Here is a 21,402-nt window from a genome sequence, read left to right on the forward strand (position 1 = left end):
CAGGGCGGCACAAAACGGTACGCTTGGTATCTGAAGTCTGACATTAGATACAAGGAGCACTATGTCTACGATCATTTGGACCCGCACCGACGAAGCGCCGCTGCTGGCAACCTACTCGTTCAAGCCGATTGTGGAGGCGTTTGCTTCCCAGGCTGGCATCGATGTGGAAACCGCCGACATTTCTTTGGCAGGGCGTATTCTCGCGCAGTTCCCGGATCGTTTGAGCGATGAGCAGCGCATCCCGGATGCACTGGCTGAGCTGGGCGAATTGGCCAAGACGCCTGAGGCCAACATCATTAAGCTGCCGAACATCTCCGCCTCCCTGGTGCAGCTGAAGAAGGCTATCGCTGAGCTGCAGGCTGCTGGCTTTGACATCCCGGATTATGAGGATGCTCAGGACAAGTACGACGCTGTGAAGGGTTCTGCCGTCAACCCGGTACTGCGCGAGGGCAACTCGGATCGCCGCGCGCCGGAGGCCGTGAAGAACTACACCAAGAAGCACCCGCACTCCATGGGCGTGTGGTCGAAGGATTCCAAGACCAACGTCGCCACCATGGATGCTGGCGACTTCCGCCACAACGAGAAGTCCGTCATTATCCCGGCCGAGGACACCCTCACCATCAAGATGACCGACGGCACCGTGCTCAAGGAGGGCCTGAAGGTCCAGGCCGGCGAGGTCATCGACGCGACCTACATGTCCGCGAAGGCGCTCGACGCATTCCTGGAAGAGGCCGTCAAGCGCGCCAAGGAAGAGGGCGTGCTCTTCTCCGCGCACCTGAAGGCCACCATGATGAAGGTCTCTGACCCGATCATCTTCGGCCACGTTGTGCGCGCCTACTTCAAGCCTGTCTTTGACAAGTACGGCGAGGAGCTTTTGGCGGCTGGCCTCAACGGCGAGAACGGCCTCGGCGCCATCCTCGACGGCCTGTCCGAGCTGGAGAACGGCGAGGAGATCCGCAAGGCCTTCGAGCAGCAGCTTGCCGACGGCCCGGCGCTCGCCATGGTCAACTCCCACAAGGGCATCACCAACCTGCACGTGCCGTCTGACGTGATCATCGACGCTTCCATGCCGGCCATGATCCGCACCTCCGGCCACATGTGGAACGCCGACGACCAGGAGCAGGACACCCTGGCCGTCATCCCGGATTCCTCCTACGCCGGTGTGTACCAGACGGTTATCGACGACTGCCGCGAGAACGGCGCCTACGACCCGACCACCATGGGCACCGTCCCGAACGTCGGTCTCATGGCACAGAAGGCCGAGGAGTACGGCTCCCACGACAAGACCTTCAAGATCCCGGCCGACGGCACCGTCCAGGTGGTCAACTCCGCAGGCGACGTGCTGATCGAGCACGACGTCGAGGCCGGCGACATCTGGCGCGCCACCCAGACCAAGGACGCCCCGATCCAGGACTGGGTCAAGCTGGCCGTCAACCGCGCCCGTCTCTCCGGCATGAAGGCCATCTTCTGGCTGGACGAGGAGCGCGCGCATGACCGCAACCTCATCGACCTGGTGAACAAGTACCTGGCTGACCACGACACCGAGGGCCTGGACATTTCCATCCAGTCCCCGATCGAGGCCACCAAGACTTCCGTCGAGCGCATCCGCCGCGGCGAGGACACCATCTCCGTGACCGGCAACGTGCTGCGTGACTACAACACGGACCTGTTCCCGATCCTCGAGCTGGGCACCTCCGCAAAGATGCTCTCCGTGGTCCCGCTGATGGCTGGTGGCGGCCTGTTCGAGACCGGTGCCGGCGGCTCCGCCCCGAAGCACGTGCAGCAGGTCCAGGAGGAGAACCACCTGCGCTGGGACTCGCTGGGTGAGTACCTCGCACTGGCTGAGTCCTTCCGCCACGAGAAGAACACGAACGGCAACGAGCGCGCCGGCGTCCTGGCTGCCGCGCTGGACAAGGCCACCGAAAAGCTTCTCGACGAAGGCAAGTCCCCGTCCCGCAAGGTCAATGAGATTGACGACCGCGGTTCCCACTTCTGGCTCTCCCTGTACTGGGCAGAGGCGCTGGCAGCCCAGACCGACGATGCCGAGCTGGCCTCCGCGTTCACCCCGGTTGCAAAGGAGCTGCGTGAAAACGCCGAGACCATTGACAAGGAGCTCCTGGACGCCCAGGGCAACGCTGCCGACCTCGGCGGCTACTACTGGCCGGAGGAGACCAAGGTCACTGCCGTGATGCGCCCGTCCGCAACGTTTAACAAGATCATCGACGCGCTGAAGAAGTAAGCGTTAGGTCTTCACTGTCCAGGCCCCGGTCGCTGCGTGTTTCGCGGTGGCCGGGGTTTCGGTTTGCGGATTTTCCCTGGTCGTTCAGGATGGTAACCAGCAAGTGGTAACCCAAGGATGGGCATCAGCCGAGTAGATGGGTCGACGGCACTCGCCTCTACTCGACTGATCACCATCCTCTGGTTACCATCCTCGGCGATGCGTGGGTGTGGGATGCGTGGGTGTGGGATGCGTGGGTGTGGGATGCGTGGGTGTGGGCGGGGCGTGCGGCGTCGAGAAGCGACTGCTCACTCCAGAGCAGCGCGGCGGCCAGCGATGGTCTCCCGGACCTCGCGGACGAACTCCTCGGGGTACCGACGCAAGAAATCCGGCGAGTAGCGCAGGAAAACGTACCCCCTGTTGGCAATCCGCTTCTGGCGCTCGAACTCCTCCTGCCGCGCGCGTTCGGCGTTTGGACCCTGGTATTTCACGTTGCCGTCGATCTCAATGAGCAGCCAGCCGTCGACGCAGAGATCTGCGTAGCGCCCAGCCACTTCGAACTGCGTGAACAACGGGCCGATCCCCGCCTGGATCAGCAGGGCGCGCGCGAAGGATTCGTACGGAGAGTCCGAGTCGTCGACGCAGTGGCGGATACATTCCCGGACCACCGCAATGCCCTTCAACCTACCCAGCAGCCATGCTTCTTGTTCGAGGAGCGCACGGGTAAAACCTCTGCGCCGGAGATAGTCCGCGGCGACGAGCCCCTCGATAAAACCGTGGTGGCGGGCGATGTCGGCGAAGGTCCGGAAACCGTTGGTGACGCGGTGTCCGTCGCGCAGTGATGTTTCGTCCTCGCGTAGCACCATGCGCCGAAACATTATCCCCTTCCGGTTTCGGCGAGACGGCGAGCTCCCCCTGGACAGCAGACACAGCTCGACGGGTTCATCCGCCGTGCTGATCACCCACATGCCGTGCATGCGGGCGGCGGATCGGCCGACCAACACCGCTTCTCTACTCATCCGTGCCGCGGCTTCGGTGCGCAGCCATTGACGCTCGTAGTACTTCAGCTCGCTCCAGCACGCTTCTGCGAAGATAATGCTGGTGTCGAGGACCCGATACTGCTCTTGGAGTTGTCCAAGTTCCTTGTGCGAGAGATCGCGCGTATCCACGATCCCCCGCCGCAACTCCCCCTTCCGTTCCTCCCACCGTTGCAGCTGTGCCTTGTTCTCTCTGTCAATCCCCATACCTAGTTTGACGGCGAAAACTCGGCACCGGTTCCCTAACGGCGCCGAAAAGCCGCAGAAACCTACCCCGCGTTGCGCAGCGCTGTGGCCAGCCCGTTCATGGTGACCTGGATCGTCTTGGACACGAGGAAGGTCTCGTCGCCAGCGCGGTAGCGGCGCAACAGCTCGAGCTGCACAGCGTTGAGCGGCAGCAGGTAGGGGTAGCGGCGCTTGAGCGAGCGGGCCTGGCGCTGGTTCTCGGCAACCAGGTCGGTGTGCCCGGTGATGCGGAAGTAGACCTGCTTGGTGCGCTCAAACTCTTCGGCGATGAGCGTGTAGATGCGCTCTGCTACCTCGCGGTCCTCCACCAGGTCGGCGTAGAGGCGCGCCAGTGACAGCTCCGCCTTGGCCATGACTTGGGCCATGTTGGACAGCACGGAGCGGAAGAACGGCCAGTCGCGGTAGAGTTCGCGCAGGTCCTCCCAGCGCTCTTCACTTTCGCCCGCCCAGCGCTCGACTGCGGTGCCGACGCCGAACCAGCCCGGCACGTTGGTGCGCGACTGCGCCCAGGACAGGACCCAGGGGATGGCGCGCAGATCGGAGATCGCGGTGGTTTGTTTGCGCGACGCCGGGCGGGAGCCGAGGTTGAGCTCGCCAATCTCATGCAGCGGGGTGGATTGGGTGAAGTAGTCGATAAACCCGGGGTCCCCAATCAGCTCGTTGTACTTTTCGCCGGAGTAGGCGGCAAGCGTGCGCATGATCTCGTAGGCGCGGGTCGGGTCGGCGATAGGCTCCGTGTCCAGCAGGGAGGCCTCGAGGGTGCCGGCGACGAAGGCCTCGAGGTGGCGGCGCGCGGTCTCTGGCGAGCCGTACTTGGCGGAGATGATCTCGCCCTGCTCGGTGATGCGAATCGAGCCATCGACGGCGCCCTTGGGTTGGGCGAGGATGGCGTCGTAGGTGGGCCCACCACCACGGCCGACTGCCCCGCCGCGGCCGTGCGCGAGCCGAAGCCGGATGCTGTGGCGGTTGCAGAGTTCGACGAGGGCGAGTTCGGCGTCGTAAAGCGCCCAGTTCGCCTGCAGGTAGCCGCCGTCCTTGTTGGAGTCGGAGTAGCCGAGCATGACCTCCTGGACGTCGCCGCGGGCACGAAGGTGTTCGCGGTAGAACGGCAGCGACCAAAGGTCTTCGAGGATGTCGGCGCCGTGCGCGAGGTCCTCGATAGTCTCGAAGAGCGGGACGACGTTAACGCCACTCAGGCCGACCTCTTTAAGCAGGACCATGGGCTCGAGAATGTCGGAAACCGTCCCGGTCATGGCAATGATGCACTGCGCGATCGCGCCTTGGCCTAGGTCGCGGACGGCGCGTGCGGCGGCGGTGAGGATGCCCATTTCCTTGCGCGTGTCGTCGCTAAGCTGGGCCTCGGCGCGCAGCAGCGGGCGCGGGGTGCGCAACTCCTCGACGAGCACCTCCACGCGGTCCTCCTCCACAAGCGCAGCATAGTCCGAGCACACGCCGGCAACACTCAGCACTTCGCCCACGACCTTCTCGAAGGATTCGGAGTTTTGGCGCAGGTCAAGCGTGTACAGGTGGAAACCGAAGGTGGTCACGGCGGAGCGCAGGCGGTTCAGCCGGTCGTTGGCAATAATCGCGCCGCCGTGGGCGCGCAGGGAGGCGTCGATCACATCCAAGTCGGCGAGCAGCTCGCCGGGATCCGCGTAAGGCGAGCCCGAACCCGCCGAGCCGGCGAGCACATCACGCGTAGCGGCGACGCGGTGGCGGATGCCATAGATGGCGCGGCGGTAGGGCTCATCGACGCGGGACTCGGCGGTGTTGTTTGCGGCGTCCGCAAGCTTGGAAAGCTCCTCCGAGCAAGTGGAGTAGCGGTCTGAAAGGGACAGCTCGCGCTCCAACTCCCCCAGCTCATCGATGTAGTGGGTAAGCACGGTGTCGGCAGCCTGGCGGGTGGCGTACGTGAGCGTTTCGGCGTTGACGTAGGGGTTGCCGTCGTGGTCGCCGCCGATCCAGGAACCGGGGCGCATCACGGGGGTGAGGGCAAGGTCGCGGTCAAAGGTGTCGCGAAGCTCGTAGCGGATTGCGCGGTTAATCGCCGGGATCTGCTCAAGCAGGGAGAGTTTGTAGTAGCGCAGGCCCACGTCGATTTCGTCCTCAAGACGCGGGCGCGCGATGCGGATTAACGCGGTCTGCCACATCAGGGTCATGCGCAGCTCCATCTCGCGCTCGATGGCGGCTGGGTCCGCACCGGCGTGGAGTTCACTCAGCAGGCGCTTGATGTGGGTCTGAGTGTCAAAGACCGTGCGACGGCGTGTCTCTGTTGGGTGTGCGGTGAGCACTGGGGAGACTTGCGCGCCGGCGATGAGCTCGGCGACCTTGTCGGCGTCCACGCCGTTTTCCTTCAGGTGCGCGAAGCTGGTGCGCAGCGAAACCGGTGCGGCCGCCTTCTCGTCGTCCAGATCCTCAACCAGGTTGGTCAGCAGCGCGAAGTGGCTAAAGGCGCGCGCGACAAGGTTCATCTTGGTGATGTCCATGTCGCGGAAGACAGCCAGCAGGTCCTCCGGGGCGGCGTCACCGTGGGCGATGTCGAAAGCGAGGCGGCGGGTGGATTCGACCAAGTCGAAGATCTCTTGGCCTTCCTGCTGAGCAAGCACGCGGCCGAGCACCCGGCCTAGGATTCGGATATCTTCACGGACGTGATCGGCGGGCTGGTCAGACACGGAGGCTTCTTTCAACTCAGGCGCGATAAAGGCGGGCGGACAATGCGTTCTAGTTAACGTATCCCAGCCCACATCGACTGTCTCGGGAACGGAGGGTGCACTATCGCGAGCTGGGGTATTCGCATGATTTTTATTCACCCCCTCAACTCGCAAGACAGACAGCTTGGTACACATTGCCAGACAAAGCGGGCTACATTGTCCTGCATGACAACGAAGCAAGGCTACGACAATTCCAACGCAAACGAGTGGTCTTTTGGCACCCGCGCTATCCACGCCGGCCAGCAGCTGGACCAAGACTTCGCGGCACGCAACCAGCCGATTTACATGACCACCAGCTATGTCTTCGACGACGCACAGCATGCGGAGAACCGTTTTAACCTCTCGGACGCGGGCCCGATCTACACCCGCATTACCAACCCGACCCAGCAGGCGCTGGAAGACCGCCTGGCTTCTCTTGAGGGCGGCGTTGCGGCAACCGCTTTCGGCTCCGGCATGGCTGCCGAAACCGCGGCAATTCTTACCCTTGCCCAGGCGGGCGACCACATTGTCACTTCTCCGCGCCTCTACGGCGGCACGGAAACCTTGTTCCAGCACACGCTGCCGAAGCTGGGCATTGCATTCACGTTTGTAGACAACCCGGATGACCCGGAAAGCTGGCAGGCCGCCGTGCAGCCGAACACGAAGGCGTTTTACGGCGAAACCTTCGGCAACCCGATCGCAGACGTGCTGGACATCCCGGCTATTGCGGATGTCGCGCACAACAACCAGGTGCCGCTAATTGTGGATAACACCATGGCCACCGCCGCGGTCGTGCGCCCGCTTGAGCTGGGAGCAGACATTGTGGTGCTGTCCACCACGAAGTTCTACACCGGCAACGGCGCCGCCATCGGTGGCGCGATTGTAGACGGCGGCAAGTTCGACTGGACCGTCCAGCGCGACGGCAAGGACGTCTTCCCGCTGTTCACCACCCCGGATCCCGCGTACCACGGCCTGAAGTACGCCGACCTCGGCGCTCCGGCGTTCGCACTGCGCGCCCGCGCCGGCATCCTGCGTGACACGGGTGCTGCTATCTCCCCCTTCAACGCGTGGGTTGCGCTGCAGGGTATTGATACGTTGGCGTTGCGCGTCGAGAAGCATAATGCGAACGCGAAGAAGGTGGCGGAGTTTTTGGCTGCCCACGACAAGGTAGCCAAGGTCAACTATGCCGGCCTGGATGACTCCCCGTACAAGGCAACGAAGGAGAAGCTGGGGCTGGCATACACCGGCTCGGTGCTCAGTTTTGATGTTGCGGGTGATCCGGAGGACCGCGCGGCGGCATGGCGGTTCATTGACGCGCTGAAGCTGCACTCCAACGTGGCCAATATTGGTGACGTGCGCTCGCTGGTTGTCCACCCGGCCTCCACCACGCACTCCCAGTCGGATGCCGCAGGCCTTGCGCGCGCTGGCATTACGCAGGCAACGGTGCGTTTGTCAGTGGGCATCGAGGACGTCGCAGATATCATCGCGGACCTCGAGCGCGGCTTCGCGGCGGTCTAAATGCTCGGCCCGGAAGGCGAGATTACAACCGTCGGCATCGGGAATGTCACCACCGAAGCCGGCGCCACGATCACTGACGTGCAGATTACCTACCAGCGGTGGGGCGAGTTTCGCGGAGACCCCCACGGCAAAAACAACATCATCGTTGTTGAGCACGCACTCACCGGCGATTCTGACGCCACCGACTGGTGGAGCGAGGCCGTCGGCCCCGGCAAGGCGCTAGACACGGACAAGTGGTGCGTGATCTGCACCAATGCTCTGGGGTCCTGCTACGGCTCGACTGGCCCGGCAAGCCAGCATCCCGACGGCGGGGTGTGGGGCTCTCGCTTCCCGGCAATCTCTATCCGCGACATGGTGCATGCGGAGCAAGCGTTTTTTGAAGCGCTTGGCATCTCCCGCGTACACGCCATCGTCGGCGGTTCCATGGGCGGCGCCCGCGTCCTAGAGTGGACGCTCATGTTCCCGGAGCAGGTAGATTACGCGCTGGTGCTCGCGGTATCCGCGCGCGCGAGTGCGTGGCAGATTGGCATTCAGACTGCGCAGATCACCTCGATTACGCACGACCCTAACTGGCAGGGCGGCAACTACCACGGCACCGGCCGCTCCCCCGACGCGGGGCTTGCTGCCGCACGCCGCGTGGCGCACCTGACCTACCGCGGCGAGATGGAGATCGACGAACGCTTCGGCACCAGCGCCCAGCCCGGAGAAAACCCCCTCGGTGCTTTTCGTACCGACGACCACCGGTTTGCCGTCCAGTCCTACCTCGAGCACCAGGGCACAAAGCTGACCAAGCGTTTCGACGCCGCCTGCTACGTCACCCTCACCGAAGCCTTAAACCGCCACGACGTCGGCCGCGGGCGCGGCGGGTTGAACAAGGCTCTGGCGTCTTCAACCGTGCCAACCATGATCGTTGGCGTGGACACGGACATTTTGTACCCCTACCACCAGCAGGAACACATCTCCCGCAACCTGGGCAACCTGCTGGCCATGTCGAAGCTGTCCTCCCCCGTCGGCCACGACGCCTTCCTGGTAGAAGCGCGACAGATGGACCGCATCCTGCGGCACTTCATTGCGCTGACGGAAGAGACGCCGTCTGCACGCGACATGGCCGTCGCCCACGGCGCCTACGATATCTAGCTAGGCCCGAGCGCTTAGGACCCCAGGGCGTCCACCGACCAGGCCAGCCACATCATGGCGGCCCCGAGGGCGGTGGTAAACAGGGCGTCGAAACGCCGGGAGCGCACAGCCAGCAGGCCAATGACCTGGGAGTCGCACGTCAGGCGCACCACCGTCAGCCACAGCATCGCCGCACCTAGCGTGAAGGTGGCGCGGCGCCAGTGCTCGGTCGCTGCGAACAGCCCGGAGGCCACAAAGCCTGCGAGAAACAGCGCCGTCATTGCCCACTGCACACGCCGCGGGAGTGCCGACGGCGCGTTACCAATGTCGTGGGGGTTATCCAGCTGACTGGCCAAAACGCCACTACACCCCGGCTTGGCGCTCCGCGCGCTCCACAATGTTGCGCACCAAGAAGGTACGCGTCATCGGGCCCACTCCACCCGGGTTCGGAGAGACCCAACCGGCCTTCTCCCATACGTCCGGGTGCAGGTCACCAACAGTCTTGCCGTCCACACGGGACACGCCGACATCCACAAGCGCGGCACCTTCCTTGATCATGTCCGCGGTGATCATGTGCGGCTTACCGGCAGCCGCAATCACCACGTCTGCCCGGCGCGTCTCCGCAGCCAGGTCCTTGGTGCCGGTGTGGCAGAGCACTGCGGTGGCGTTGACGCCGCGGGTGGTCAGCATCAGCGAGATCGGGCGCCCCACGGTCACGCCGCGGCCCACCACGCACACAATCGCGCCGTTGAGGTCCACGCCGAAACGCTCCAGCAGCTTGATGGTGCCGTTCGGGGTGCACGGCAGCGGTGCCGGCTCACCCAGCACCAGCTTGCCCAGGTTCACCGGGTGCAGGCCATCCGCGTCCTTATCCGGGTCGATCAGCTCCAGGACACGGTTTTCATCCAGGTGCTTCGGCAGCGGAAGCTGGACGATGTAGCCGGTAACGGCTGGGTCGTTATTCAGCTCGCTAATAAGCTTCTCAAGCTCTTCCTGCGTGCAGTCACCCGGCAGCTCCTTCATGATGGAAGCAATGCCCAGCTCTTCGCAGTCCTTGTGCTTCATCCGCACGTAGTTCTGGCTGGCCGGGTCATCGCCCACAAGCACGGTGGCCAAGCCCGGGGTAATGCCGTGGTCGCTTTTCAGGCGCTCCACGCAGGTTTTCAGGTCCGCGAAAATCTCCTCGCGGTAGAGTTTGCCGTCCAGTTTGATCGCAGTCACGGTCCTATCCTAACCAGTGCAGGCAAGTGGCTAGGCTGAGCCAGGTGTTTCACATTATTTTTGACAACCCCGTGATCCCCGGCAACACCGGCAACGCGATCCGCCTGGCCGCAAACACGGGCGCCACCCTGCACCTAGTGGAGCCGCTCGGTTTCAACTTTGATGACAAGCATCTCAAGCGCGCCGGGCTGGACTACCACGATCTTGCGGATGTGCAGATTCATCCCGACTTGGGCTCTTGCTTATCGACGCTCAACGCACCCCACACCTACGCCTTCACCACCCAAGCCACCCGCTATTTCCACGAGGTGGAATACGTCGAAGGCGACGCACTGCTCTTCGGCACCGAACCCACCGGCCTGCCCTACGAGCACTCCCACCATCCGCTGGTGACCGACCGCGTGCGCATCCCCATGCTGCCTAGCCGCCGCTCCATGAACCTAACCAACAGCGCATCCATCGCCCTGTTTGAGGCCTGGCGCCAGCACGGCTTCGCCGGCGGCGTGTAAGCAGGCAGAAAGCGATTTGGTCAGCTTGGAATTAGCTCAACCACAGCCCCAAACCAAAGTAAGTATCCACTGCCCGCAGATCCAAGCTTGCTAACGTGACCCCATTCTCGACAGCAGTAATGGCAATCAGTCCGTCGTAAGCTGCTTAAGCATGGATCTAAGGATGTGACTGTTACCATCATGTGTTTGTTCGGGAGGGGATGAGAAGATCCTGGTTGGGTGCAGGTGTGTTCGCTACACTGCGGATTTAGTTTGTTTTGCGAATAGTGACTCACACAACTTCAATATAAGGAGAAATGTTGCTACAAGGTCAGAAGTCGATTTCCCTGCAGAAACTCTTTGCATCATTTGTCGCGGTCATTTGTGCGCTGTTTTTCGTAGAAATACCATCTGCAAACGCCGAGGAACTTATCAATACCCAATCCATTGATCTTCCTGATGACGTTAGACAGCATCTTGCTGATGACGTCGAAAAGCAGGAGGTGCTCCGAATCGCATTCCCAGGAACTTCGGAACCTGGACTCTCATCTTCTCGCTCTTCTACCGGCTTTTTTAATTTGAATAGTGAAGACCCTCTTTTGGTTGACCCCGAAAACTACATTGTAGAAAAGCGTAGTAATGATGTCTTTATCGCTTACAGCGCTGTTAAAGAGGGTGAAGAGAATGTAACTCTCGACATCCGTTCTATCAACCTCACAACAGGAACCGTGGAAGAGACTCAGCAGTACTATTTTTCTCCGAATGATGTTACAGGGGAAATGGACGCTAAGGTGGTTGCCGAAGGTGAGACACTTTGGGAAGGTGCAGTTGATCAGTCCGGAAATATTACCCGTACCCAGTACGAGCAGCCTAGTCTTCAATATGGCACTGCTTATGATGCCTGCATTCGCTCTGTCGAATCCTTGTGTGCTGTCGGTGGTGGCACCGGGGGGGGGGCGATCGCCTGTGCGCTTCTAGGAACTACCGGTATTGGAGGTCTTGCTTGCGCTGGTATCCTCGGGCTTATCGCTATGTTTGGTTGTAATGGTGCCAAAGAGCGGGTTTGCGGGGGTGCAAGGCGTTAAGAGTCCTTGGTGGTGATTTAAGCATTGCAGATGCCATAGAGGTAAGGAAGCCATTATGAAAGTTTGGCGAACAGCAACGGTCTCACTGCTTTTTGGAGTATTTCTCTACTTCGTAACTTTGGGAGAATTATGGTTTGCACTCATCCCTGTTCTTCTGCTGGTCTCGTTTATGATCGTGTCCAGGATTCCTTTCAAAGCATCGTCCAAGGCAGAAAGGGCTTCAATCCTCATGATTGCCGTTCCTTTTCTATTAATCTGGTTAGCGTATTTTAGTCCAGAAGACCTCTTTTACGCTGCGTTGCTAGGTATAGCTAGTGCAGTTCTTCTTTTTGTTCTTCTTTTTCTTCATGAGAAGAGGTCTATTCAAAACAGTGATTAAGCAAATGATTTGTGCTATCTCTAGCTTTTACTTGAGCTGTTGATGATGACGAAGCACAGTGCTAAGGTTTGCTAAAGGTTACAACACTGTGCTTTCTAATTTGGAAAGTTCCATCCGATGGATTGAGCAGCCATAAGGGAGAGCTAAAAACTGTGGCAGTGAGGAAGAAAACCGTCGCGTTTTTGCTTGCTATTACTACTGCTATGGGACTTTTGTTTAATCCGTCGCGGATTTTGGCAAGCGAACGCCCCTCATTGCAGGCAGCGAGTCCTGTTTCAGTGAACGATGATCGGATAGCCTCGCTTTGGCAGGTAATTCGTGTCATTGACAGCGATGCCCAACCACAGGTTCGTCGAAGTTGTACTGAAGCGTCCTGGTGCTTGATGACTTTCCAACAACGCCGATCGAATCTGCAACAGCACACCAGCTGCTCAACATTCTTGCTGAGCGCGAACACCGGGGATCAACGATTGTGACTTCTCAGTTCACACTCGATGAGTGGTAAAAATCCATCCCCGATGCTGTCATCGCTGAGTCGATCCTCAACCGACTTGTCGTTGGCGCTGAGATCATCACGTTGGAAGGACCGAACATGCGCCTAGAGACCAACACCCAGTAGCTGACCCTGGTCCACGCCCGAGTGTTACTCGAAACTCACCCGGGCGTTACCGGTTACTCACCACGGCGTTACTAAACCCGTGGTCATAACAAATAAGGACTGTGATTTCCTCCTCAGTCAAGGCTGTGGAACCACGTGCTACCGAGAAGCCATTCGGACCTTCTTCGATTGCGGCTGTCGGTCCACCTGGCAGGATGGTTATGCCCCCGCCATATTCCGTGATCTCGACAGTAGAACCTGGTACGAGTCCGACAGCCTCCCTTATGGCTTTGGGAATACGTACTCGCCCCTCGGAATCAATTCTCACCTTCATGGCATCACGCTACCCAAAGCGTTTGCCGTAGCGCTCCTGATACAGCGGCGGCAGGATGTTCAGTTCCCACATGCGCCGAGCCAAGTCTGCGTCCCCCATCCAGGCCGCGAAGGCTTCGCCCATGGTGAACCCGTGCTCCGGGGTGTCTAGTGCCTCGATTGCGTCGCCGGGGCGGATAACGCCTTCTTGGTTGACGCGGAAGTAGCAGCCACAGTCACCGGATTCGGCGAAGCGTCGAACCCAGCCCGGCTCCCCCATCCATGCGGCGAACGTGCGGCACGGGCTGCGCGGCACGCTGACTTCCAGCTCCACCTCACCAATACGGAAACGCTGGTTCAACAGCACGTTGGCCCACACGATGCCGGTGGTGGTGAGGTTTTCGCCGAACATGCCATCGGGCAGGCTGCGGCCGAGTTCGCGCTCCCAGCCGTCTAGGCATTCGCGCGAGTACGCGTAAATGGCCTTTTGCTGGCCGCCGTGGTGTTTCGTGTCCCCAACATGGTCGCCGACCACGCCGGAGCCGTCGCCGTAATCCGGGCCGGGGATGGTCACCACGATTTCATCCGCGACAACCTTCTCAATCCCGCTGCGCCTGTTCTGGCCACCTGGGTCCGGTTGCGGCTTCGCTATGTTCGTCGAGAGCACTGCCGGGTAATTCATTGTCATGCGGCAAGGCTACAGGCTGCATCGGTGGCAGCTCGCGTGCCCGCAGCGTGTTGACAAGCTCAATGGCATCTTCAACACGCATGTCCCTGCAAGACATGGAGAACGCACCCGGCACCAGATCCAAGTCCACACCCGCAAGTCCGAGGCGACGCTGGATCACGCCACGTTCAAAGCTGAGTTCCTGAATGTGCGGGGTCTCAACCATCTGGTACCAACGCCCGATCGTGCCTGCGGTCACGGCCACAACACCTGGACGCACCTTGACCGTTTGGCGTTTCCAGTCAATGGGCGAAACCCAACGAGCGGCGCGGGGTGAGCGGTAGTCGACGTTGCTGAGGTCGATCAACTCGTCGAAAGTCAAAGGCCCCAACGCGTCCACAACATCGCGCGCCTGCTGCCAGGTGCCAATCGGCAAAAGCTTCGAGGTGCCAGTGGATTTGTTTCCCTCCGAGCCATAGCCCGCCACCACGACGGAGACCGTCCACCAGCCGAAGAGACGCCAGAACATGGGCTGGCGCACCTGGACTGCGTGTACGCGGTCGCGCGGCACCGACTGGCTTCGCCTATTGGCCAGGCCGTAGGTGAGGTAGAACATGTTGCCGTCGGTGGAAGAGGTAAAGCGCCACGACTGGTCAATCGTGCGCCAAATCCGCGGCAAGAAACCAATGGCCACAGGCAAAATTGCGGCCATGGTCAGGTCTGTCATGATCGGCACCACCGCCCACGCGAGGGTGATCAGTGCGGACATCTGAAATGCCGTACCAACCAGGGAGCGCTGGATGGGAATCGGCGGCACCAGCTCGCGGCTGCTGTCCCCATCGTCCCCGTCTTCCCCGCTGACCTTTCTGCCAATCTTGCTATCCGGCTGCGTCGCCCTGATGTGGCGCAGGATCTCCCTGCGCACCTCCTCGGCCTCTTCAAGCGGCAGATACATAATGTCCAGGCCAGCCGAGGCACCGCCTGCAGCTTCGATGCGTACCGACGCCAACCCGGCCAACCTCGGCGCAAACGACTCCACCACGTCTACTGCTTGCATGCGGTCGTATCGCACAGTGCGGACCTCGTTGGTGAGCACGCCGCGGCGGGTTTCCACCGCTTCATCGTCGAGTTTGAAGCCGCTGCGACGCCACCAGATCTGCGAAATCCCAAAAATCACCAGCAGGGCCGCCACCAGCCCGCCGAGCGCCCATGCAACCTCAATGACGCCAACGTTTTCTTCCTTCAACCAGCGAAATACCGGTTTGGTGAAGTTGAACAGGGCGATGGTGACAAGGGCAACGCCGAACGTCCATACGCGAAGCAGCGGCGTTAAACGATGCACCGGCCGGTAGCCCTCCATACCGGCTGTCAGGGATTTCTTGGGCTTTGTGGTTGCTTCGGGGCTGGTCACAGGCCGCTCATCCGTTCACGAGCCTTCACCGCAAGGCGGTCACGCAGCGCATCCGCGTCAGCGGCGAGCAGCCCCGGCAACTCCGAATTCGACGAGTTCGACGCCGTGTGCACCTTCAGCTCTTTCAGCCCCAGCGCGCGGCCAACCGGGCCGGACTCCACGTCCACAAACTGGATACGCCCGTACGGAATCACCGTGATGGTGTGAAACCACTTACCGGTGCTCAAGATCAGCTCATCTTCCGTTTCCAGCCAGCCCATGTTGCGCACCTGGAACGGGATCAGGAAGAACTGCCAGATGAAAAAGACGCCAAAGACGCACAGTGGGATGAGGAACACCAGGCCATCCCAACGCAGCCAGCACAAGTACAAAATGCCGCACAGCAACACCATGGACATGAAGTTGCCCACCATCTTCGGCCACGCCAGCTTCGGCGACACCCGGTTCATCGACTCCACGGACGTGGGCAACGTCCGCACGGTAGTTTCTGCGGTGTGCGCGCTTTGCGTGGGTTCGGTGGGGTCTGTGGGTTCGGTGGCTGGTTGGGGGTTTGTGGTCCCAGTTGGCACGTCTGACATGGCGATTACGCTACCAGCCGCAGCGTCGAGTTCAGGAGCCGCGGAGAGCGGGTGAGGGTTAAGTGACAAAATGTGTGCTTTTTCGGCTAAGGATTCCCGGTACTGCCTGGGGATACGGCGGGATAATGCTCGATGAATCGGGATTGAAGGCCCTGGGATTGATGCTCCACCACTCCAGCCATGAGATGTGCTAGGGACACAGGCTGTTAAACCAGCCTGCATGCCAACTCAACACAGAAAGAGAAAACGCAATAGACCCCTGTGCCCGGCATGTCAGCACTCCAGCACAAAAATGGGCACCACCTCCAGCGGAAAACAGCGATGGCGCTGCACACACTGCGGGTACACCTTCACCAACCCCAACTCGGCTAAGACCAACGCATACCGGTTTGCCATCTTCATCGACTGGATCACCGGCCAGCGCCCCCTCGATGCTGTGGCTGCTGCACACAACGTCTCCAGGCGCACACTTATCCGTTGGTTTACCTATTTCTGGTTCATCATCGTCCCGTGCAAACCAGACCCGTACCGCGTCTACGACCAGCTGTTTATTGACGGCACCTACTTCCACAAAAAATGCCTGCTTGTCGCTGCAACCAGCGACCACGTCGTCGCCTGGCACTGGTGCACACGAGAAACCGCCTACGACTACGCCAAACTCTTCGACCTGATCGCCGAACCCCTCGTCGTGACCACAGACGGCTCCGGTGGCGCAAACAAGGCCATCAAACAATGCTGGCCAAACGCCTCTATCCAACGCTGCCTCGTCCACGTACGCCGCGACACCATCAAAGACACCACACGCCAACCAACACTTACCGCCCACAAAGCACTACTACGCCTCGGCAACCAGCTAACCCACATCACCACCCGTGACCAGGCAATTGACTGGGCACTTCGCCTCAACCGCTTTCACGACCACTACGGCGACTGGCTCAAAGACCGCACCTACCGCAACCAAGTCGCCGCCGAAAAGATCCCAAAACACGTTCGCGACAACCAGCAATGGTGGTACACCCACCCCAGAGCCCGCAGAGCCTACCGCCGATTCGAGCGCCTCTACCAACAAGGCCACCTCTTCGTCTGGCTCAACCCACCAAAACACACCACAACCGAGCTAAAGACCACCACAAACAGCCTGGAAGGCGGCATAAACGCACAACTGAAACACCTTGCCCGAGCCCACCGCGGCACATTTGACGAACACCAACGAATCATCATGGACTGGTGGCTCTATCTGCACACCCAGCACCACGATGACCCGCTGGCACTAGCAATCGAGCAAGACTTCGGCCGCAAAGGCTACGCACACGCCCGCCAGGCACACATGCGTCAACGCGACCAAGCCAACTCACCCGACGGCCGGCCGAAAGTCTACGACACCGGCATCGACACCGACTTCAACCCCTCCTGGGCCATCCGACACGGCTGGGCAGGACGAACATAACCCCAGCACAGCACCCCGGGCCCGGCCCATTCCAACCCCCAAAAAAGCACACATTTTGTCACTTAAGTCGACACGCCGAGAAAAGCACACATTTTGTCGCTTAACCCGCGGGTGATGGGCTTAAGAGACATTATCAAAATAAAAGCGGACACCGAAGTGCCCGCTTCAAAGGGAACTGTCAACCTAACGGTCCGTCTCCTTCTTCGCTGCCGAACCATCGACAGCGGATTGACTCATTATATCAAACATCTGACAGATATCGATGGCTACGCTGATTCTATGTCGTTAGGAGAGCCTTTAAATAAAGGGATAATTACAAACACGCTGCCACAACGTCGTTTCAGCAGTTATATTGACGCCGCCCAACAGTCGGTGGTCGATCCTGAAGCACTCTATGTTTGGGGAATTCGGATGGCGGGCGCTATCCAAGAAGCACTCGGTGTTACAGAAATCTATTTGCGGAATGCAATAGACGAGAGTTTAAAAAATTCACCTGATGGTAACCGACAATGGATTGCAAATTACCGCCTAGTCCCACACCTGAATCAACTTCTCGATTCTCGCGGCAACCCCTACTTCCGAGAAAGAACTCTGAAGGACCAAGTTCGGAGAAACCGCAGAGGATATAGCAGCTCTACCTCTAGAAACGCTATAACCCATGACGATCTTGTAGCCCAAACTTCGTTTGGATCCTGGGCATTATTACTCCCCGATCGATGGGAAAGGAATGCTCAGAGAAAGAGAGCCCGTGAGGAATTATGGAGATCGTGCTTACATAGCGCATTTCCCTGTCAGATACGCACCGCTTCACGGCGATCATCCGTCGGTGAAACTGTTGGTGAATACACACGAATCGCTGTTCACTTGAGGAATCGTGCGAATCATATTGATTCGCTTTTAAATATTGACGTGCTCGAGGCTTTCAATAAGTTTATTGTCCCTCTCATTTCCAGCATCGGTGCTGAGGAAAATGATGTCCTGATATCCGTGGAACGAATTGAAGCCACGTGGCATCTCCGCCCTTGTCAGTTGAGTACGCCAAAATATGACCTGCAACTAGCAACGCGCAGCTAAAGGATGGACGCTGGCGATTACGCTACCAGCCGCAGCGTCGAGTTCAGATCACCGGAAATCTCGCGAACCGCGCGTCAGCCACTGCCCCATCTCCAGCGGCTCTAAGCGATCGGCCACGATCGAGACCGCCCCGGAGGCGTTTTGCACAATGCCGCGCACGATCATCGCCTTTGCGGTGCGCGCCACCACGCGCTGGCGGTTCCACAACTCGACGGAGATGACCACGTTCATCAGCCCGGTCTCATCCTCCATGCCAAGAAACGTCACCCCACCGGCGGTGGATGGGTGTTGGCGGTGGGTGACTACGCCGGCGATGCGGACGCGGGTGCCGTCCTCAACCGCGCGCAACTGATCCGCGGGCACAACGCCGGCCGCACTAAGTGCGCTGCGCAGCATCTCCACCGGCATCAGACCAGGGGTGACACCGGTGGCGGCAACGTCGGCAGCCATGAGCTCGAACGCGTTCATGCCTGGCAGCGCAGGCGCGGAAATCGCGCTCACGCCCGGCAGCATGCCCTCGCGCTCAGTGGCGGCAACGCCTGCCTGCCACAGCGCCTGCCTGCGTGTCACGCCGAAACAGTCCAAAGCGCCCGCGCGCGCCAGCGCCTCAACGTGCTCCACGCTCAGCTCCGCCCGGCGCGCCAAATCCGGGATGTCTGCAAATGGGGCTGCGGCTTCTACTCGTGAAGCAGCATCCGCGCCGAGGCCGCGCACCAGCCCAAGGCCCATCCGGATTGTTGTGGAGTCCACGCACAGCGCCTCGCGCCCGGAGGCGTTCACACATACTGGCAGTACTTCTACGCCGTGGCGGCGGGCGTCTTGAATCAAGGACTGCGGCGAGTAGAACCCCATCGGCTGCGCACGAAGCAGCCCCACGCAGAACTGCGCCGGGTAGTAGTGCTTGAACCACGCGGAGAAATACACCAGGGATGCAAATGATTGGGAGTGGGATTCGGGGAACCCGTAGGCGGCAAAGGCCACGATCTTCTGCCACAACCGTTCCGCAACCTCCTCAGGGATCTGGTTGACCTCCCAGCAGCCGGTGAAGAAACGCTGCCGCATGGCCGCCATTTTCTCCGGGGAACGCTTCGAGCCCATGGCGCGTCGCACCGCATCGGCTTCGCGGCCGGAAAAGCCGGCGGCGTCCACGCAGATCTGCATCAGCTGCTCCTGAAACAGCGGAATCCCCAACGTTTTGCCCAGGGACTTCTCCAGCACCGGGTGGTCATATTCCACAGGCTCTAGCCCGTCGCGGCGCCGCAGGTACGGGTGTACGGACCCGCCCTGGATCGGCCCCGGACGAATTAGTGCGACCTCCACCACCAGGTCAAAGAAGCAACGCGGCTTCAACCTGGGCAGCGTGCTCATCTGGGCGCGCGACTCCACCTGGAATACGCCCACGGAATCGGCGCGGGCGAGCATGGAGTACACAGCGGCGTCGTCAAGCGGAAGCTCCCACAGGCGAACCTCGCGGCCGGTGGTGTCTAGGACCAGGTCCATCATGTGGTGCAGTGCTTCGAGCATGCCCAGGCCGAGCAGGTCGAACTTGACCAGGCCGGCGGACGCGCAGTCGTCTTTGTCCCACTGCACCACCGAGCGGCCTTCCATGCGCGCCCATTCGACCGGCACAACGTCTGCAATCGGGCGATCACATATCACCATGCCGCCGGAGTGAATGCCCAGGTGGCGGGGCTGGCCGCGGAACTTGTCCGCCAGGGCAACCACGTTCACCGGCGGCTCCTCAATCCCCTTGGACCAGCTGTCAGCCGCGCCCTGCGCGTAGCCTAAAGCGCGCGCGGCGTCGCGCACGGCACCTTTGCGGCGGTAGGTGATCACGTTGGCCACCTGCGCGGCGTTCTCGCGCCCGTAGCGCGCGTACACGTACTGGATGACTTCTTCGCGCCTGCCGGATTCAATGTCAATGTCAATGTCCGGAGGGCCGTCCCGATCCGGCGACAGGAAGCGCTCAAACAGCAAACCCGCTGAGACCGGCTCCACATTCGTTATGCCAAGCGCGAAACAGACCGCGGAGTTCGCCGCACTGCCGCGCCCCTGGCACAGGATGTTTTCGCGCCGGCAGAAATCCACCAGGTCATGCACGATGAGGAAGTAGCCGGGGAAGTTCAGCTCCTCGATTACGCCGAGCTCATAGTCAATTTGGGCTTTTGCTTGCCGACGCCACACCGCATCCCTCCCCACGTAACGCACCTGCGCCCCCGCGTGGGTGATTGAACGCAAAAAACTCATCTCGTTGTGACCCTCGGGGGTGGGAAACGTAGGCAGTTCCGGCGCAACCAGGTTCAGCGTGAAGGCGCACTGCGCGGCAAGTTCGGCGGCGTAGGCGATTTTTTCCTCACTGCCTGGGCACATGCGCGCGATCTGGGCGGCGCTGCGCAGCCAGTTCGCGCCCATCGGGTGCAGGTCCCCATGCGCCTGGGCGAGCGACTGCCTGCGCGCAAGTGCGCGTTTGGCGGCGGCCAGGCGTGCCGCGTCCCGGGTGGCGGCGGCAGGCGCGGCAGTAATGATGGCCGGCAGCCGTGTTTGTGCGGCTATAGCGTCAAGCAAAGCGTGATTATCGGCGTCTTCCGGGGTCATGGAGACCTCATATTCCAACACCACGTTGCCACTTCCAAAGGTGTCGACCAGGTGAGCGATATCATCCGCCCAGCGCCACCCGGCAAGCGCAACACACGTGCCCGCAAGTTCCTCCCCGATCACCTCAAGCGGCGGATAGCCCACCTTCCCCTTTTCACGCGTTGCCATATGCGCCCCCGCCATCAGGTGGGACAGGCGCTTGTACCCCTCTGGACCGCGGGCGATAACGGGCAGGATCCGCTCCTCCAGTCCCACACTCAAGGTCAGCTCGGCGCCGAAGACGGTGCCCACGCCAGCCTCGGCGGCGGCCTCCGCAAACTTCACAGCGCCATAGAATCCATCACGATCCAGCAGGCCAACTGCCTGCAATCCCAGTTCCGCAGCACGCGCTACGAGCTCTTCCGGCTCGCTCGCGCCGCCGAGAAAACTGTAGGAGCTCACGGCGTGCAGCTCCGCAAACGGCATGAGCACTTCCGGCCGATCGCGTCGCCCAGCCGACTCTGCCCCCTCAGGCTCATCAACGTGCCCCACCGGCACAGGCGCAGGTCCCGGCCGGCCGGAGAGGATCCGCTCCAGCCGCGACCAGGAAAGTGGCGCTCCCCCGTTGAATCTCATGAGGGAAACACTAGCACCATCCGCCCGTACGTTCTAACGGTAAATCTTGATCTACAGACAGCTTGGTCAACCGTTACACCCCTTAATCGGGCCAGAAATAGACTAAG

Annotated in this window: 18 protein-coding genes; 9 read left to right on the plus strand and 9 right to left on the minus strand. The window is 60.8% G+C overall.

Annotated elements, in window-relative coordinates:
• The first annotated feature begins 61 nt into the window (after positions 1 to 61).
• Positions 62 to 2,239, plus strand: coding sequence for an NADP-dependent isocitrate dehydrogenase (locus tag AK829_RS07440; RefSeq protein ID WP_052205286.1), 2,178 nt, complete (start codon positions 62 to 64; stop codon positions 2,237 to 2,239).
• 287 nt (positions 2,240 to 2,526) lie between these two features.
• Here the strand turns inward: AK829_RS07440 and AK829_RS07445 are convergent, their stop codons facing one another.
• Positions 2,527 to 3,462, minus strand: coding sequence for a hypothetical protein (locus AK829_RS07445; RefSeq protein ID WP_052205287.1), 936 nt, complete (start codon positions 3,460 to 3,462; stop codon positions 2,527 to 2,529).
• 62 nt (positions 3,463 to 3,524) lie between these two features.
• Entirely contained in the window at positions 3,525 to 6,173 is a 2,649-nt protein-coding gene (ppc, locus tag AK829_RS07450) for a phosphoenolpyruvate carboxylase (protein WP_052205288.1), read from the minus strand.
• A gap of 204 nt (positions 6,174 to 6,377) precedes the next feature.
• Between ppc and AK829_RS07455 the strand changes: the two genes are divergently transcribed.
• Both AK829_RS07455 and metX read left to right on the plus strand, forming a co-directional pair.
• Positions 6,378 to 7,709, plus strand: coding sequence for an O-acetylhomoserine/O-acetylserine sulfhydrylase (locus tag AK829_RS07455; protein ID WP_052205289.1), 1,332 nt, complete (start codon positions 6,378 to 6,380; stop codon positions 7,707 to 7,709).
• Positions 7,710 to 8,846 (plus strand): homoserine O-acetyltransferase MetX, encoded by a 1,137-nt coding sequence (gene metX / locus AK829_RS07460; RefSeq protein ID WP_052205290.1) that lies wholly within the window; start codon positions 7,710 to 7,712, stop codon positions 8,844 to 8,846.
• 14 nt (positions 8,847 to 8,860) lie between these two features.
• Here metX and AK829_RS07465 read toward each other — a convergent pair whose 3' ends face one another.
• Positions 8,861 to 9,181, minus strand: coding sequence for a DUF3017 domain-containing protein (locus tag AK829_RS07465; RefSeq protein ID WP_232305692.1), 321 nt, complete (start codon positions 9,179 to 9,181; stop codon positions 8,861 to 8,863).
• Positions 9,182 to 9,188: 7 nt separating this feature from the next.
• A complete protein-coding gene (locus AK829_RS07470; protein WP_052205291.1) occupies positions 9,189 to 10,046 on the minus strand; it encodes a bifunctional methylenetetrahydrofolate dehydrogenase/methenyltetrahydrofolate cyclohydrolase in 858 nt (285 codons plus the stop codon).
• Between the two features lie 35 nt (positions 10,047 to 10,081).
• Between AK829_RS07470 and AK829_RS07475 the strand changes: the two genes are divergently transcribed.
• The 4 genes from AK829_RS07475 to AK829_RS12780 all read left to right on the plus strand — a co-directional run bounded on the left by AK829_RS07475 (position 10,082) and on the right by AK829_RS12780 (position 12,503).
• The gene (locus AK829_RS07475; protein ID WP_052206448.1) at positions 10,082 to 10,555 is read left to right on the plus strand and encodes a tRNA (cytidine(34)-2'-O)-methyltransferase; all 474 of its coding nucleotides are present in this window, start codon (positions 10,082 to 10,084) and stop codon (positions 10,553 to 10,555) included.
• Between the two features lie 296 nt (positions 10,556 to 10,851).
• A complete protein-coding gene (locus AK829_RS07480; protein WP_052205292.1) occupies positions 10,852 to 11,619 on the plus strand; it encodes a halocin C8-like domain-containing protein in 768 nt (255 codons plus the stop codon).
• Positions 11,620 to 11,674: 55 nt separating this feature from the next.
• Complete coding sequence (locus AK829_RS07485) at positions 11,675 to 11,998, plus strand: hypothetical protein (protein WP_052205293.1); 324 nt, start codon at positions 11,675 to 11,677, stop codon at positions 11,996 to 11,998.
• Between the two features lie 376 nt (positions 11,999 to 12,374).
• A complete protein-coding gene (locus AK829_RS12780) occupies positions 12,375 to 12,503 on the plus strand; it encodes an ATP-binding protein (protein ID WP_232305693.1) in 129 nt (42 codons plus the stop codon).
• 160 nt (positions 12,504 to 12,663) lie between these two features.
• On the opposite strand, the gene AK829_RS12225 is transcribed toward AK829_RS12780, so the two are convergent.
• Genes AK829_RS12225 through AK829_RS07500 form a run of 4 tightly spaced genes read right to left on the minus strand, consistent with a single transcriptional unit; the run spans position 12,664 to position 15,564 of the window.
• On the minus strand, positions 12,664 to 12,930 hold the full coding sequence (locus AK829_RS12225; protein ID WP_083439787.1) for an AbrB/MazE/SpoVT family DNA-binding domain-containing protein: 267 nt from the start codon (positions 12,928 to 12,930) through the stop codon (positions 12,664 to 12,666).
• A 9-nt stretch (positions 12,931 to 12,939) separates the two neighbouring features.
• A complete protein-coding gene (locus AK829_RS07490; protein WP_083439788.1) occupies positions 12,940 to 13,590 on the minus strand; it encodes an MOSC domain-containing protein in 651 nt (216 codons plus the stop codon).
• Entirely contained in the window at positions 13,508 to 14,986 is a 1,479-nt protein-coding gene (locus AK829_RS07495; RefSeq protein ID WP_157045325.1) for a PH domain-containing protein, read from the minus strand. Before AK829_RS07495 ends, AK829_RS07490 begins: the two co-directional genes overlap by 83 nt.
• Positions 14,983 to 15,564 carry a PH domain-containing protein gene (locus AK829_RS07500; protein ID WP_232305694.1) on the minus strand — a complete coding sequence of 194 codons (582 nt, stop codon included), beginning with the start codon at positions 15,562 to 15,564 and terminating at the stop codon, positions 14,983 to 14,985. The genes AK829_RS07495 and AK829_RS07500 overlap by 4 nt, the downstream gene beginning before the upstream one ends.
• A gap of 220 nt (positions 15,565 to 15,784) precedes the next feature.
• Between AK829_RS07500 and AK829_RS07505 the strand changes: the two genes are divergently transcribed.
• On the plus strand, positions 15,785 to 17,011 hold the full coding sequence (locus tag AK829_RS07505; protein ID WP_083439789.1) for an IS1249 family transposase: 1,227 nt from the start codon (positions 15,785 to 15,787) through the stop codon (positions 17,009 to 17,011).
• A 114-nt stretch (positions 17,012 to 17,125) separates the two neighbouring features.
• On the plus strand, positions 17,126 to 18,085 hold the full coding sequence (locus AK829_RS12500) for a hypothetical protein (RefSeq protein ID WP_157045326.1): 960 nt from the start codon (positions 17,126 to 17,128) through the stop codon (positions 18,083 to 18,085).
• 48 nt (positions 18,086 to 18,133) lie between these two features.
• Here AK829_RS12500 and AK829_RS07510 read toward each other — a convergent pair whose 3' ends face one another.
• Positions 18,134 to 21,295 (minus strand): error-prone DNA polymerase, encoded by a 3,162-nt coding sequence (locus AK829_RS07510; protein WP_052205297.1) that lies wholly within the window; start codon positions 21,293 to 21,295, stop codon positions 18,134 to 18,136.
• Positions 21,296 to 21,402: the final 107 nt, after the last annotated feature.

Source organism: Corynebacterium riegelii, from assembly GCF_001263755.1.
GTDB lineage: Bacteria > Actinomycetota > Actinomycetes > Mycobacteriales > Mycobacteriaceae > Corynebacterium > Corynebacterium riegelii.